This is a genomic window from Bradyrhizobium sp. CIR18 (genome assembly GCF_014198295.1).
GTDB lineage: Bacteria > Pseudomonadota > Alphaproteobacteria > Rhizobiales > Xanthobacteraceae > Bradyrhizobium.
The window spans coordinates 135565-149186 of sequence record NZ_JACIHF010000008.1; the positions used below are offsets into that span (position 1 = coordinate 135565).

The 13622-nt window shown below is 65.3% G+C and carries 10 protein-coding genes; 9 read left to right on the forward strand and 1 reads right to left on the reverse strand.

The features are described 5' to 3' along the window. The first annotated feature begins 185 nt into the window (after window positions 1-185). The 9 genes from GGD65_RS24375 to GGD65_RS24415 all read left to right on the forward strand — a co-directional run bounded on the left by GGD65_RS24375 (window position 186) and on the right by GGD65_RS24415 (window position 10055). Window positions 186-1013: an outer membrane protein gene (locus GGD65_RS24375; RefSeq protein ID WP_091958410.1), complete on the forward strand. Its 828-nt coding sequence runs from the start codon at window positions 186-188 to the stop codon at window positions 1011-1013. Window positions 1014-1181: 168 nt separating this feature from the next. Next, window positions 1182-2009, forward strand: coding sequence for an outer membrane protein (locus GGD65_RS24380; RefSeq protein WP_018318284.1), 828 nt, complete (start codon window positions 1182-1184; stop codon window positions 2007-2009). Window positions 2010-2084: 75 nt separating this feature from the next. Continuing rightward, window positions 2085-2675: a glutathione S-transferase family protein gene (locus tag GGD65_RS24385; RefSeq protein ID WP_183236846.1), complete on the forward strand. Its 591-nt coding sequence runs from the start codon at window positions 2085-2087 to the stop codon at window positions 2673-2675. 17 nt (window positions 2676-2692) lie between these two features. Beyond that, window positions 2693-3157: a GNAT family N-acetyltransferase gene (locus GGD65_RS24390; RefSeq protein ID WP_183236847.1), complete on the forward strand. Its 465-nt coding sequence runs from the start codon at window positions 2693-2695 to the stop codon at window positions 3155-3157. A 158-nt stretch (window positions 3158-3315) separates the two neighbouring features. Then, complete coding sequence (locus GGD65_RS24395) at window positions 3316-3522, forward strand: hypothetical protein (protein ID WP_028140515.1); 207 nt, start codon at window positions 3316-3318, stop codon at window positions 3520-3522. An 81-nt stretch (window positions 3523-3603) separates the two neighbouring features. Then, window positions 3604-4776, forward strand: a complete 1173-nt coding sequence (locus GGD65_RS24400; RefSeq protein ID WP_092255895.1) for a phosphoserine transaminase — start codon at window positions 3604-3606, stop codon at window positions 4774-4776. A gap of 169 nt (window positions 4777-4945) precedes the next feature. After that, complete coding sequence (serA, locus tag GGD65_RS24405; protein ID WP_183236849.1) at window positions 4946-6535, forward strand: phosphoglycerate dehydrogenase; 1590 nt, start codon at window positions 4946-4948, stop codon at window positions 6533-6535. A gap of 156 nt (window positions 6536-6691) precedes the next feature. After that, complete coding sequence (locus GGD65_RS24410; RefSeq protein WP_092254990.1) at window positions 6692-7864, forward strand: acetyl-CoA C-acyltransferase; 1173 nt, start codon at window positions 6692-6694, stop codon at window positions 7862-7864. A gap of 217 nt (window positions 7865-8081) precedes the next feature. Beyond that, window positions 8082-10055, forward strand: coding sequence for a methyl-accepting chemotaxis protein (locus GGD65_RS24415; protein WP_183236850.1), 1974 nt, complete (start codon window positions 8082-8084; stop codon window positions 10053-10055). A gap of 59 nt (window positions 10056-10114) precedes the next feature. Here the strand turns inward: GGD65_RS24415 and GGD65_RS24420 are convergent, their stop codons facing one another. Further along, window positions 10115-13585 (reverse strand): PAS domain-containing protein, encoded by a 3471-nt coding sequence (locus tag GGD65_RS24420; protein ID WP_183236852.1) that lies wholly within the window; start codon window positions 13583-13585, stop codon window positions 10115-10117. Window positions 13586-13622 lie beyond the last annotated feature (37 nt).

Consider the following 13622-nt stretch of genomic DNA (forward strand, 5'->3'; position numbering starts at 1 on the left):
AGCAATTGCGGCGCCAGGCGCTGCAATTTTGCAACGCTTCTCATCCGTGCGCGAGCAGTCAGGAAAAATCAACCTTAAAAATTAGGGTTAAGTGGCGCTTAAACATTTGCTGGCATCGTCCGCTCCGTGAGTTTCCAGAACGTGAGGCCTGCGTATTTGCCTCACCGGCCAAAAGGACGAAGCCAATGCGTAGCGTTAAGTCTCTCCTTGCCGCGGGTGCGGCAACCCTGATCTCGTCGATGGCGTTCGCTGCCGATATGCCGATCGCGGCGCCCCCTCCCATGTACGCGCCGCCGGCTCCGCCCGCGGACTTCGGCGGCTGGTATCTGCGCGGCGACATCGGCATGACCAACCAGAGCGCCAAGCGCATCGATAGCGCCCTGCCGGCCGGCTATTCCAAGACGACGGAGGGGCTCGGCTTCGACTCGGCGGGGCTGTTCGATCTCGGCGTCGGCTATCGCTTCAACAACTGGTTCCGCGCCGACGTGATCGGCCAGTACCGTGGCAAATCCAATCTGCACGGCAGCGACAACGTCGTTGGACCCGGCTTCGTCGGCGTCAACAACTACAGCGGCAGCAAGTCCGAGTGGGTTGTGATGGCCAACGCCTATGTCGACCTCGGCACCTGGTGGTGCATCACCCCGTTCATCGGCGCCGGTGTCGGCGGCTCCTACAACAAGATCAGCGGCTTCCGCGACGACGGCGTGTCCTACAACCCGCTCCTCAACAACAGCGTTGCCTACTTCGCCGATAACGGAAAGTGGAACCTCGCCTGGGCCGCTCACGCCGGTCTCGCCTACAAGGTCAATCCCGGATTCACCGTCGAACTGGCCTACAGCTACATGAACCTCGGCGACGCCGCGCCCGGCAATTACCGCTTGTTCGACAACAGCGCCTCCGGCCCGACCTCGATCAAGGTCAAGGAGCTCACCTCGCACGACATCAAGCTCGGCGTGCGCTGGGATCTCAGCAGCCCGCCGGTCTACGCGCCGCCGCTCGTCACCAAGGGCTGATCGATACTTCGATCGGTTAGGACTTCTTAACGGCGCGGGATCATCCCGCGCCGTTTTGCTTTGCGTATTTTTCATGGCGAGTAGCGATGAAGGCGGCCGACGCAACCATTGGTTAAGGTTAACGAGCCATGATCATGGATGAAAGTTCGAGTTCGATGGAGCGTTGCGATGCGTGGCCTTTTGTTGGCGGCGGCGATGTTGGGGACGGTGTCTGCCGCGCATGCGGCCGATATGCCGGATCTTCCCATCCTGCGCGGCAGCTTCACGGACGGTCTCACCCGGTCCAGCGTCAACTGGCAAGGCTCCTATATCGGAGCCCAGGCCGGTTATGGTTCGTCCGACGAGAACTTCAACGGCTCGACCAGCAACATGATGGCTGCCCTGTTGGCGGATACGTTGATCGAGAGCTCGATGGGCGTGTCTCAGTGGAATCTCGGACTGGGCAAGGCCTCGCAGCGCACCACCGGTTACGGCGCCTTCGTCGGATACAATGCGCAATGGGACGACGTCGTCCTCGGTCTCGAAGTGAGCTGGCTGCATGGCAGGTTCGGAGGATCGTCGTCGGCCAGCGAACGGCGCGTCAGCCCCACTGCACTGTCCGACGGCAATTTCCATGATGTCACGGCGACGTCGACCTCTTCGATCAGCATCAGCGACATCGGGACGTTCCGCGGTCGCGCCGCCTACGCATGGGGATGCTTCCTGCCCTACATGTTTGCGGGGCTCGCGCTCGGTAATGCCGACATCGTTCGCACCGTCAGCGTGCAGGACCGCGTGAGCGCGACCCAGCTCGGGGTCTACACGCCGCTGGCGCCGTTGACCTCGACCGATGCCCAGCACAATCACCTGATCTACGGCTACACCGCCGGTCTCGGCGTCGACGTCAATCTGGTCGGCGGCTTGTTCATGCGCGCGGAGTACGAATATATTCGCTTCACTTCCCAGGTCGACACCAGCATCAACACCGTCCGCGCCGGTCTCGGCTACAAGTTCTGACGGGACCGCGCTGCGCCGCGGTTGACAGCTCGCTTGCGTCCTGATGCTCTGTCGCTCCAAAGCGGGGCGGCAGCGATGAAGATCTACGGCGACAGCAATTCCGGCAATTGCCTGAAGGTGAAGTGGGTCTGCGACAAGCTTGCATTGCCCTACCAGTGGATCGAGATCGATACGCGCAAGGGCGAGACGCGCACGCCGCAATTCCTTGAGATGAACGGCGCCGGCCAGGTGCCCACCGTCGCATTCGACGACGGCCGCACGCTGGCGCAGTCCAATGCCATCATCCGCTATCTCGCCCGCGACAGCGCGCTCGTTCCGCGCGACGCCTTCATTGCGGCCAAGATGGACGAATGGCTGTTCTGGGAACAGTACAGTCACGAGCCCTATATCGCGGTGTGCCGCTTCCTCCTCGTTTATCTCGGCAAGGACGCATCCGAGCTCGACCCCGAAAAGGTCAAGCGCGGCTATGCGGCGCTCGACCGCATGGAGCAGCATCTTTCGGCCAGCCGCTTCTTCGCCGGTGAAGAGGTTTCGCTCGCCGACCTCTCGCTGCTCGCCTATACCCGCATGGCGCATGAAGGCGGCTTCGATCTCGGCCGCTATGCCGCTCTCCGCCGCTGGATCGGCGAGGTCGAAGCGTTTCTCGGCCTCCCGCCGGCGCGCTGAGGTTGGAGTTGTCTGACATGAACGCCGAATCCGTCTCCATTCGCCGCGCGCGCCGCGACGACGTTCCAGCGATCGTGGCGATGCTCGCCGACGATCATCTCGGCCGCGCGCGCGAGCGCGTCGAGGATCCGTTGCCTGCCGCCTATTACGATGCCTTCGCACGGGTCGAGCGCGATCCGAACCTCACGCTCGTGGTTGCCGAGAGCGAGGGCAGGGTGGTCGGCTGCCTGCAACTCGCGATCCTGCCGGGCATCAGCTCGCAAGGCGGCGTGCGCGGCCTGCTCGAAGACGTTCGCGTTGCTTCGGATTGTCGCAGCCGCGGCATCGGCGAGCGGCTGGTGCAATGGGCGATCGCGGAAGCGAAAGCGCGCGGCTGCAGTCTGGTCGAGTTGCTGACGCATGCGAGCCGCGTCGATGCGCAGCGCTTCTACAAGCGGCTCGGGTTCGCAGCGAGTCACGTCGGTATGACTGTCCGCTTTTGAGGCAGCTCTTCGCGAGCCTTGCGCGATCAGCGAATTCGGATCGCGCGCTTGTTCATATTAACAGCTGATAAACTACCCAGCCGTCGTTCACGTTGATCCGGGAACGAACGGTGCTACGGCAGCTTCAGACACCGGGCTCTGTCGGTTCGGGGATTTCGATGACAAGCTATTCAATGATCAAGGTCGGCAACGATTACGTCGTGCAGGCCAATGACAAGTGCATTTTGAAAGTCGGCAGCCGCCGCAGAGCCGCGCAATTGATCAGCGAGGCCACGGACTTACTGAATGCGCTCGCGGTCGTTGAATCCCCTGATATCGCACCGGAAGCACCATCACGCCGCCGTGAGACGCCGGAACTTCCTTGACGACTCTTCCTGTTTCCCGTATCAGCCGCGGCGGGACACCTCCCCCCAACGGGAGGCTGACTATCTGGAAGGGTAGATATGATGACTGTAGCGAAGCCCGCTTCGCGGCCGAACGTGCCGCATTTCTCCTCCGGCCCCTGCGCCAAGCGCCCCGGCTGGAACGCCCAAAATCTCAAGGACGCAGCACTCGGCCGGTCGCATCGCGCGAAGGTCGGCAAGACCAAGCTCAAGCTCGCGATCGATCTGACGCGCGAAGTGCTCGAAGTGCCCGCCGACTATCGCATCGGCATCGTGCCCGCCTCCGATACCGGCGCAGTCGAGATGGCGCTCTGGTCGCTGCTCGGTGCGCGGCCCGTCACCACGCTCGCCTGGGAATCCTTCGGCGAAGGTTGGGTCAGCGATATCGTCAAGGAATTGAAGCTCAAGGACGTCACCAAGCTCAACGCAGCCTATGGTGAGATCCCCGACCTCTCCAAGGTCGATCCCAAGAGCGACGTTGTCTTCACCTGGAACGGCACCACGTCAGGTGTGCGCGTGCCTGATGCCAACTGGATCAGCGCGACCCGCGAAGGCCTGACCATCTGCGACGCCACCTCGGCCGCGTTTGCGCAGCCGCTGGACTGGGCCAAGCTCGATGTCGTCACCTTCTCCTGGCAGAAGGCGCTCGGCGGCGAGGCCGCGCACGGCATGCTGATCCTGTCGCCCCGTGCGGTGGAACGGCTGGAAACCTACAAGCCGGCCTGGCCGCTGCCGAAGATCTTCCGCATGACCAAGGGCGGCAAGATCAACGAAGGCATCTTCGTCGGCGAGACCATCAACACGCCGTCGATGCTTTGCGTCGAGGATTATCTCGATGCGCTGAACTGGGCCAAGTCGATCGGCGGCCTCAAGGCGCTGATCGCGCGTGCCGACGCCAACACCAAGGTGCTCGCCGACTGGAAGGCGAAGACGCCGTGGATCGACTTCCTCGCCAAGGACGCCGCGATCCGCTCCAACACTTCGGTGTGCCTGAAGTTCACCGATCCCGCCATCACCTCGCTGTCCGAGGACGCGCAAGCCGAGTTCTCCAAGAAGCTGGTGGCGCTGGTGGAGAAGGAAGGCGCCGGCTACGACTTCGCGTATTATCGCGATGCGCCGGCTGGCCTGCGCATCTGGTGCGGCGCCACCGTCGAGGCCAAGGACGTCGAGCTGCTGACGCAGTGGATCGACTGGGCTTTTGCCGAGACCAAGGCCACGCTCGCCAAGGCGGCCTGAGTTCTGACCCTCCCCTGGAGGGGGAGGGTCGACGTACCGTCAGGTGCGGCGGGGTGGGGTGATCTCTCCACACGGCGCACTGGCGAATTTCGAATTCGCAGCTTCACCCCACCCCGGCGCTTCGCGCCGACCCTCCCCCCTCCAGGGGAGGGTGTGAAGGACACATCCCATGACCAAACCCAAAGTTCTCATTTCCGACGCGCTCTCGCCCGCTGCCGTGCAGATCTTCAAAGATCGCGGCGTCGAGGTCGACTTCCAGCCCAATCTCGGCAAGGACAAGGACAAGCTGGCCGAGATCATCGGCAATTACGACGGCCTTGCGATCCGCTCCGCGACGAAGGCGACCGCAAAGATCCTCGACAAGGCGACCAACCTCAAGGTGATCGGCCGCGCCGGCATCGGCGTCGACAATGTGGAGATCCCCGCCGCCACGGCCAAGGGCATCATCGTGATGAACACGCCGTTCGGCAATTCGATCACGACCGCCGAGCATGCCGTCACCCTGATGCTGGCGCTCGCGCGCGAAATCCCGCAGGCCGACGCCTCGACCCAGGCCGGCAAGTGGGAGAAGAACCGCTTCATGGGCGTCGAGATCACCGGCAAGGTGCTGGGCGTCGTCGGCTGCGGCAACATCGGCTCGATCGTCGCCGACCGCGCGCTCGGCCTGCGCATGAAGGTGATCGCGTACGATCCGTTCCTGTCGCCGGAGCGCGCCAAGGACATCGGCGTCGAGAAGGTCGAGCTCGACGACCTGCTCAAGCGCGCTGATTTCATCACGCTGCACACGCCGCTGACCGAGAAGACGAAGAACATCATCGACGCTGCCGCAATCGCCAAGATGAAGAAGGGCGTGCGCCTGATCAACTGCGCGCGCGGCGGTCTCGTCGACGAGCAGGCGGTGGTCGATGCACTCAATTCCAAGCACATCGCCGGCGCCGCGTTCGACGTTTTCGTCGAGGAGCCCGCGAACGCCAACGTGCTGTTCGGCCATCCCAACGTGATCTGCACGCCGCATCTCGGCGCCTCCACCACCGAAGCGCAGGAGAATGTCGCGCTGCAGGTCGCCGAGCAGATGTCGGATTACCTGCTCACCGGCGCGATCTCGAACGCGGTCAACTTCCCCTCGATCACGGCGGAAGAAGCGCCGAAGCTGAAGCCGTTCATCTCGCTCGCCGAGAAGCTCGGCTCGTTCGCCGGCCAGCTCACCGAGACCGGCATCCTCAAGGTCGAGATCACCTATGAGGGCCACGTCGCCGAGATGAAGATCAAGGCGATCACCTCCGCCGTGCTGTCGGGCCTGCTGCGGCCGATGCTGGGCGAGGTCAACGTGGTGTCCGCCCCCGTCGTCGCCAAGGAGCGCGGCATGGTGGTGGACGAGATCGTGCGCGCCGCCCAGAGCGACTATGAGAGCCTGATCACCGTGACGGTCGCGACCGAACGCCAGGAGCGCTCGGTCTCCGGCACCGTCTATCACGACGGCAAGCCGCGCCTGGTCGACATCAAGGGCATCCGCGTCGACGCCGAGTTCGGCAAGTCGATGATCTATGTCACCAACGAGGACAAGCCGGGCTTCATCGGCAGCTTCGCTGGCCTGCTGGGCGACGCCAAGATCAACATCGCGACCTTCCATCTCGGCCGCGTCGAGCAGGGCGGCGACGCTATCGCGCTGGTCGAGGTCGATGGCGCGGTCCCGGCGGACGTGCTCGCCAAGGTGCAGGCCCTGCCGCAGGTCAAGCAGGTCAAGGCGCTGACGTTCTGAGACGCTGACATATTCCGACCCGCGGAACAACGCCGCCTCCGTCACGGGAGGCGGCGTTTTTATTTTCCGCAGCCTTCAAACTTTGTGTACCAATGGCGCCAGGACAACTCGTTCAAAGAGCGCTCCGTTCAAAATCGCTCGACAAGGGAGAAACACATGCGTGAAGCCGTCATCGTTTCCTATGCGCGCACGGGCCTCGCAAAATCCGGCCGCGGCGGGTTCAACATCACGCCGCCGATGTCGCTCGCGGCGCACGCCATCCAGCACGCGGTGAAGCGCGCCGGCGTCGACAAGGACTATGTCGAGGACTGCTATCTCGGCAATTGCGCCCATGGCGCGCCCAACATCGGCCGCCAGGCCGCGCTGCTGGCCGGCCTGCCGAAGACCACCGCCGGCGTCTCGGTGAACCGGTTCTGCTCCTCGGGACTGCAGACCATCGCGATGGCCGCCAACTCGATCCGCTCGGACGGCGCCGACTGCATCGTCGCCGGCGGGGTCGAGAGCATCTCGATGCCGGGCGGCGGCACGCCGAAGGAATCGATCGATCCTGAATTGCTCAAGGTCGCGCCCGACATCTTCATGGCGATGATCGACACCGCCGACATCGTCGCCGAGCGCTACAAGCTCAGCCGCGAATATCAGGACGAGTTCTCGCTGGAATCGCAGCGCCGCATGGCGGCGTCGCAGCAGGCGGGCAAGTACAAGGACGAGATCGTCCCGATGAAGACCAAGATGAAGGTCGTCGACAAGGCCACCAAGGCCGAGACCATCGTCGACTACGTCGTCGATCGCGACGAGTGCAACCGGCCCGAGACCACGATGGAAGGTCTCGCCAAGCTCGAGCCGGTGAAGGGCCCCGGCAAGTTCGTCACTGCCGGCAATGCCAGCCAGCTCTCGGACGGCGCCGCCGCCGTGGTGCTGATGGAAGCCAAGGACGCCGAGAAGCGCGGCCTCAAGCCGCTCGGCCGCTTCGTCGCCTGGGCGACCGCGGGCTGCGAGCCCGACGAAATGGGCATCGGCCCGGTGTTCGCAATTCCGAAGCTGCTCAAGCGCACCGGCCTCAAGGTCGACGACATCGATCTCTGGGAGCTCAACGAAGCCTTCGCCAGCCAGTGCCTGTACTGCCGCGACCAGCTCGGCATCGATCCCGCCAAGTACAACGTCAACGGCGGCTCGATCGCGATCGGCCATCCCTTCGGCATGACCGGCGCCCGTCTCACCGGCCACCTGCTGCAGGAAGGCGCGCGCCGCAAGGCGAAGTGGGGTGTGGTGACGATGTGCATCGGCGGCGGCCAGGGCGGCGCCGGCCTGTTCGAGATCTACAGCTGAGCCGATCCGCAACCAACGGCTTGAAGGGAAGGAAGCACGGCGCGTACGAGCGCCGTGTTTTTTTGTGCACTTCACCGTGCATAAACGCCATCGAGACCTATCCTGTGACGTGTATCGTGCATAAGTACGTAGTCATACGTGTCCGCAAATTAACGGAAGTTTCCGCGCATTGAGGCTTCATTAATCGCATCAGCCACAACCAATTTTGAAATCAAAGATGCGATTATTCTCCCTGCGGCTCACCCACAAGATCACTGCAATCGGCGTCATCGGCGTCGCTGGTGTCGTCCTGATCGGCGGCATTCACCTCTATGGTGAGCGCGCGATGGCGGTCTATCGCAACGCCGCCGAGGAGGCGCGCACCGTCTTCGAGCTCAACAACAGGATCGCGGTCGAACTGCTCGAGGCGCGCCGGGCCGAAAAGGATTTCCTTCTTCGCAGCGATCCGGCCAGAGCCGAGCGCCAGGTCGAGATCAGCCGGCAGGCGGCGCTCGACATCGAGACGCTTCGCGGCAGGATCTCTGTCCTCGGCAAGCCCGAGCTGGCGCAAAAGATCGACGCGATGAATGCATCGCTGAAGACCTACCAAGCGCGCTTTACCGCGGTGGTCGAGGAGCGGCAGCGGCTCGGCCTCGACGAGAAATCCGGCCTGGAGGGGCGCCTGCGCGCGTCGGTCCACGGTATCGAAAGCCAGGTCGACCAGCTTCAGGATTCCTCTCTCAAGGTGATCATGCTGATGATGCGCCGGCATGAGAAGGACTTCATGCTGCGTCGCGACGCCAGATATGGCGATGACATCAAGAAGCGTGCGGCTGAATTTTCGGTCCTTCTCAACGCCGCAACCATTCCCGACAATTCGAAGGCCGAGCTTCGCCAAAAGCTCGCCGACTACCAGCGCGACTTCTCCGCGTGGATGGAGACCGCGTTGAAGCTCGCGACCGAGCTGAAGGCGATGTCCGAAGCGTTCTCGGCGGTCGAGCCCGTCATCGAGCAGGTCTCGAAGTCGGTCGACCAGATTCGCATCGAGGCGGACCGGCTGAACGAGGCCGAACGTGCCAACATCCAGTTCTGGATCGCGGTCGCGATCGCGCTGATCGCATCCGGCGTGCTCGGCCTCGGCATCTTCATCGGCCGCTCGGTCTCCAAGCCGCTGTCGGCCATGCGCGCGGCGATGATCGAGCTCGCCAACGGCAATTTCGCCATCGTGCTGCCCGGGCTCGGCCGTCCCGACGAGATCGGCGAGATCGCGCAGGCCGTCGAGACGTTCAAGGTCAATGCCGAGCGCAAGGCGCAGGAAGAGGCGGAAGAGAAGATCAGGCAGGACAAGCTCGCCGCCGAGCGCCGTCGCGCCGACATGATCAGGATGGCCGACGATTTCGAAGGCGCGATCGGCGAGATCGTCGAGACCGTGTCGTCTGCCGCCAACGAGCTCGAGGCGTCGGCGACCTCGCTGACCACCACCGCCAGCCGCTCGACCGAACTTGCCACCCTGGTCGAGGCGGCCTCCGAAGAGGCCGCGACCAACGTGCAGTCGGTGGCCTCCGCGGCGGAGGAGCTGACCGCCTCCGTCCACAAGATCAGCCGCCAGGTGCAGGCCTCCGCACGCATGGCCGGCGAAGCCGTCAGCCAGGCCGGGCAGACCAACGACCGCGTCAGCGAATTGTCGAAGGCGGCTGCGCGCATCGGCGACGTGGTCGAGCTCATCAGCGCGATCGCGGGCCAGACCAATTTGCTGGCGCTGAATGCCACCATCGAGGCCGCGCGTGCCGGCGAAGCCGGGCGCGGTTTTGCCGTGGTGGCCTCGGAAGTGAAGGCGCTGGCCGAGCAGACCGCGAAGGCCACCGGCGACATCGGTCAGCAGATTTCCAGCATCCAGGTTGCGACCGAGGATTCAGTCGGCGCCATCAAGACCATCGGCGGCACCATCGAGCGGCTGTCCGAGATCTCCTCCACCATCGCTGCCGCCGTGGAAGAGCAGGGCGCCGCGACCGGCGAGATCTCGCGCAACGTCCAGAATGCGGCCGCCGGCACCACGCAGGTGAGCGCCAACATCAGCAGCGTGCGCCAGGGCGCGACCGAGACCGGATCTGCCTCCGCGCAGGTGCTGTCCGCGGCGCAGTCGCTGTCGAACGACAGCAGCCGGCTGAAGATCGAGGTCAGCAGGTTCTTGGACACCGTGCGCGCGGCGTGATGCCTCCGTGTCGTCAGCCCCGGACAAGCCCGGGCATGACGAGCTTGTGGTCGTGACTGCTAAGCCCCCGCCACCACCGGTGCGAACACCACTTCGATCAGCGTGCCGGAATTCCCCGCGCTCTTGATGTTGAAGCGGGCGCGGTTGGCTTCGACCAGGGCCTTGGTCAGCGACAGGCTTAGCGCCGAATTGTCCGCGGCGTCGCCGGGCGGCGGGGTGCGGAACGGCTCCATCGCGGCGGCGACTTCGCGCTCGGAGAGGCCATGGCCGGTGTCGCGGATGCGCAAGCAAATCTCGCCGCGGTCGGACAGCGCGGTCGAGACGATGACCTGGCCGCCGGCGCTGGCGAGCCGGATCGAGTTCGAGATCAGGTTCATGGTGATCTGCCGCATCGCGCGCGCGTCCGCCGTGACCTGCGGCAGCGCATGCGCGAGCGAGGTGCGGATGATGATGCGTTCGCGATTGGCCTGCGGCTGCATCACGGTCACGCAGGCTTCGACGAGGTCGTTGAGGCTGAGGTTGGCGAAATTGAGATCGAGCTTGCCGGTTTCGATCCGTGACAGCTCCAACAGATCGTCGATGATCGTGATGACGCGCTCGCCGGAGGCGCGGATATCCTTCATGTATTCGCCGTAGCGCTCGTTGCCGAGCGTGCCGAAGCGTTCGGAGATCATCACCTCGGCAAAGCCGATGATGGCGTTGAGCGGCGTGCGGATCTCGTGGCTGATCCGCGCCAGCATGTCGGCCTTGGCGTTGGCCGCGCTATGGACGAGGTGGCGGGCCTGCGTCAACTCGCTCTCGCCCCTCTTGCTCTGCGAGAGATCGCGGAACACGGCGAAGAAGTTCGGGCCGTCCGGCCGCGTGCGGCCCATGATCATCGCAAGCGGAATGACGCCGCCCTTCTTCTCGCGTCCGAGCACCTCGCGGCCGTGGTCGAGCAGGCTCGAAATGTCCTGGCTCTTGAGGCTTTCGAGATAGTCGGCGACGATCTGCCGGCTCTCCGGCGCGAACAGCGTCGCCAGATTCTGCTCGAGCAGGTCGGTGCCGTCATGGCCGAACAGCGCCTCGGCGCTGCGGTTGCAGGCGTGGATGTTGCCTTCGGCATCGAACATGACGATGCCCTCGGCCGTGGTGTCGAGGATCGCGGCGAGATCCTCCGCATCGGCATCGCCGGCCGCGGATTCGAGCTCGGGCGCGTAGGGGAAGGATTCGGCGACGATGGGCTCGACGACGACGGTCTCGGCGATCGAAGCCGCCGCGACGCTGGGCGCCACAACAGGTGCAGGATTGGGCAGCGCGCAGATCAGCGCATGCGCGCTCTCGCCGTCCCAGTCGATCGTGTGCAGATGAGCCTCGGTGGTCGCAAGAGGCGCTTCACCGTTCGCGAGCGTCGCGCTGATCGTGACAGGCGTGCCGGCTTGCGAGGTGCTGCTGGCCGAGGACACGCCGGGCTCGACATAGAGCGCATCGAGCCCGCCGGCATTCTCCAGCGCGTTGATGCCGTCATAGCCCATGCGCGCGAGGAAGGCCGGGTTGGCGTAGAGCAGGCGGTCGAGCCGGTAGATCAGGATGCCGGTCGGCAACAGGTCGAGCAGGGTGCGGTCGCGCGCGCTGGCGCCGCGCGGCGGCGGCGCGGGCTCGCTCAGCCATTCGGCCGCAGCTTGCGGCGGTGAGGGCTGCGGCGCCGGCGGCTCGGTGGGGGTCTCCGCCACGGGCGCTTCTGCCGCGATCGTCTCGCGCTCGCGTTCGAGCCGTTCGGACAATTGCCGGGCGAGCTCGTTGAACGCGCTGTTCTCGACCGGCGTCAGCGTCGGCGATCTCTGATCACTGGGTGATCTGACATCGCCGTGCGGGCGGAACGGCACGACATTCGGAGGGGTTTCGACTGGCGTTTCCACTGACGTTTCCGGATCGGTTGGGTGTGAATTCGCGTCGCTGGTGGGTTCGGGCAGTTCAGGTTCGGATGCTGGCTCGGGTTCGGTTGCGGGCGGCTCGATCGGCGGAGGCGGCGCCTCCGCGACCGGCTCGGCCTCGGGCTCCGGCGCGACCAGTTCGGCAGACGGGCCGTGCTGCGCCGCCGGTTCGACCACCGTCTCGAAGCGCCTCAGCGCTGCGAGACGATTGAGGCCGTCGAGATCGCGGCAGACGCCAAAGCCCTTGAAGCCGGCAAAGTTGCGCGACTGGTCGTAGACCGGCAGGCCCGCGAGCTCGACCGGCAGATGCTCGCCGCCGTCAGCCGGCCAGTTCACGGTGATCCCGGCCCAGGTGTCGTGGCGCGCAAGCGCCTCCGCGACGCGGCCATCAGGATCGAGCGAAAAGTCCCCGGCGATCTCGCGCCAAGGGCGGCCGAAGCCGGCGGCAGTGCGCGCGCCGATCAGGCGGATGAATTCGTCGGAGAGAAGCACAAAGCGGCCCTCCGCATCCATCTGCCAGAGGAAGCGCAGCGGATGCTGACGCGGTGCGGGCTCTTGGCCCGACGAATCCCGGCCAGACGATTGCTGGCCCGACGGCGGCTCGACCATGCCGGGAGTGATCGGCGCAGCCTGCGGCGACACGATGGCTTGATGCGGGTTTTCAACCGGAGTCTTTGGCGCGATGTCGGCGCCCTGATCCGGCGTTTCGTGAGCTGGTTCTCGAACAGGCTGTTCGGCCGTGTCCTCGATCCCCGCCAAGTCCTGCGGTTCAGGCGCCATTGTCCCGGTTGCCTTGGGCGCCTCGACCGGCTCGGCGAACGCATCGAACAACGAGATCCCGGCCGATCCGTGCTGCGAGGGTGGCGGCTCGCACGGCATGGCCGCGGCCTGCTGCGCAGGTTCAGCCGGCGCCTCGTTTGCGGTTTCCGCCGTGCTCACGGGCACGGAAGCTGCGGGTGCTGCTTGCGTGGCCGGCTCGATCAGCGCGATCAGGCCGACATCGGCGCCGATGCCGACCCGTTGCAGCACCATCTGGCCGATGCCGATCGGCGTCTCGACGCGGCCCTCGCGAAGCGCATCGCTGCGCGCCTGTTCGAGCCCGGCCTCGCCGAGATCGCGAAAGCCGAGCAGGGAGCGGGCGGCCTCGCTGGCGCCGACGAACAGGCCGTCGGGCGCGAACGCCGCCATCGGCATCTTCGCGCCCTCGACCAGGCGATGCAGCCGCTCGACCAGCGGCATGCTGCGCAAGGTCGGGTCCATCGCGGTGACGAGCACGGCGTGTCCGCCATCGGCAAAGTCGAGCCGGGCGCAGGCGCAGGTCATCAGCGTGCCGAGCCGGGCGCCGAAGCCGCGCAGCCGTTCGAGCCGCACAGTGCCGTTCGCCGGCAGCTGCCGGGCGAGCCGGGCGACCTGGCGGCGATGGCTGTCCGCCGGGCCAAAAGCCCGCTCCGCCAGCGCTGCGCCATTCGCCGCGCCGAACAGCTTTGCGCCGACCGGATTGGCCCACAGCACGCGCGCGCCGTCGGTCGACCACAGCCAGGTCGCGAGCGGCGAGGTCGCATGCACGGCCAGCCGGGGATCGCCCACACCTCGCAACTGGAAATCCGAACTCGTCATCCGACCGGCTGTGTCTCGCGCTTGAAGCTGGCGGCTG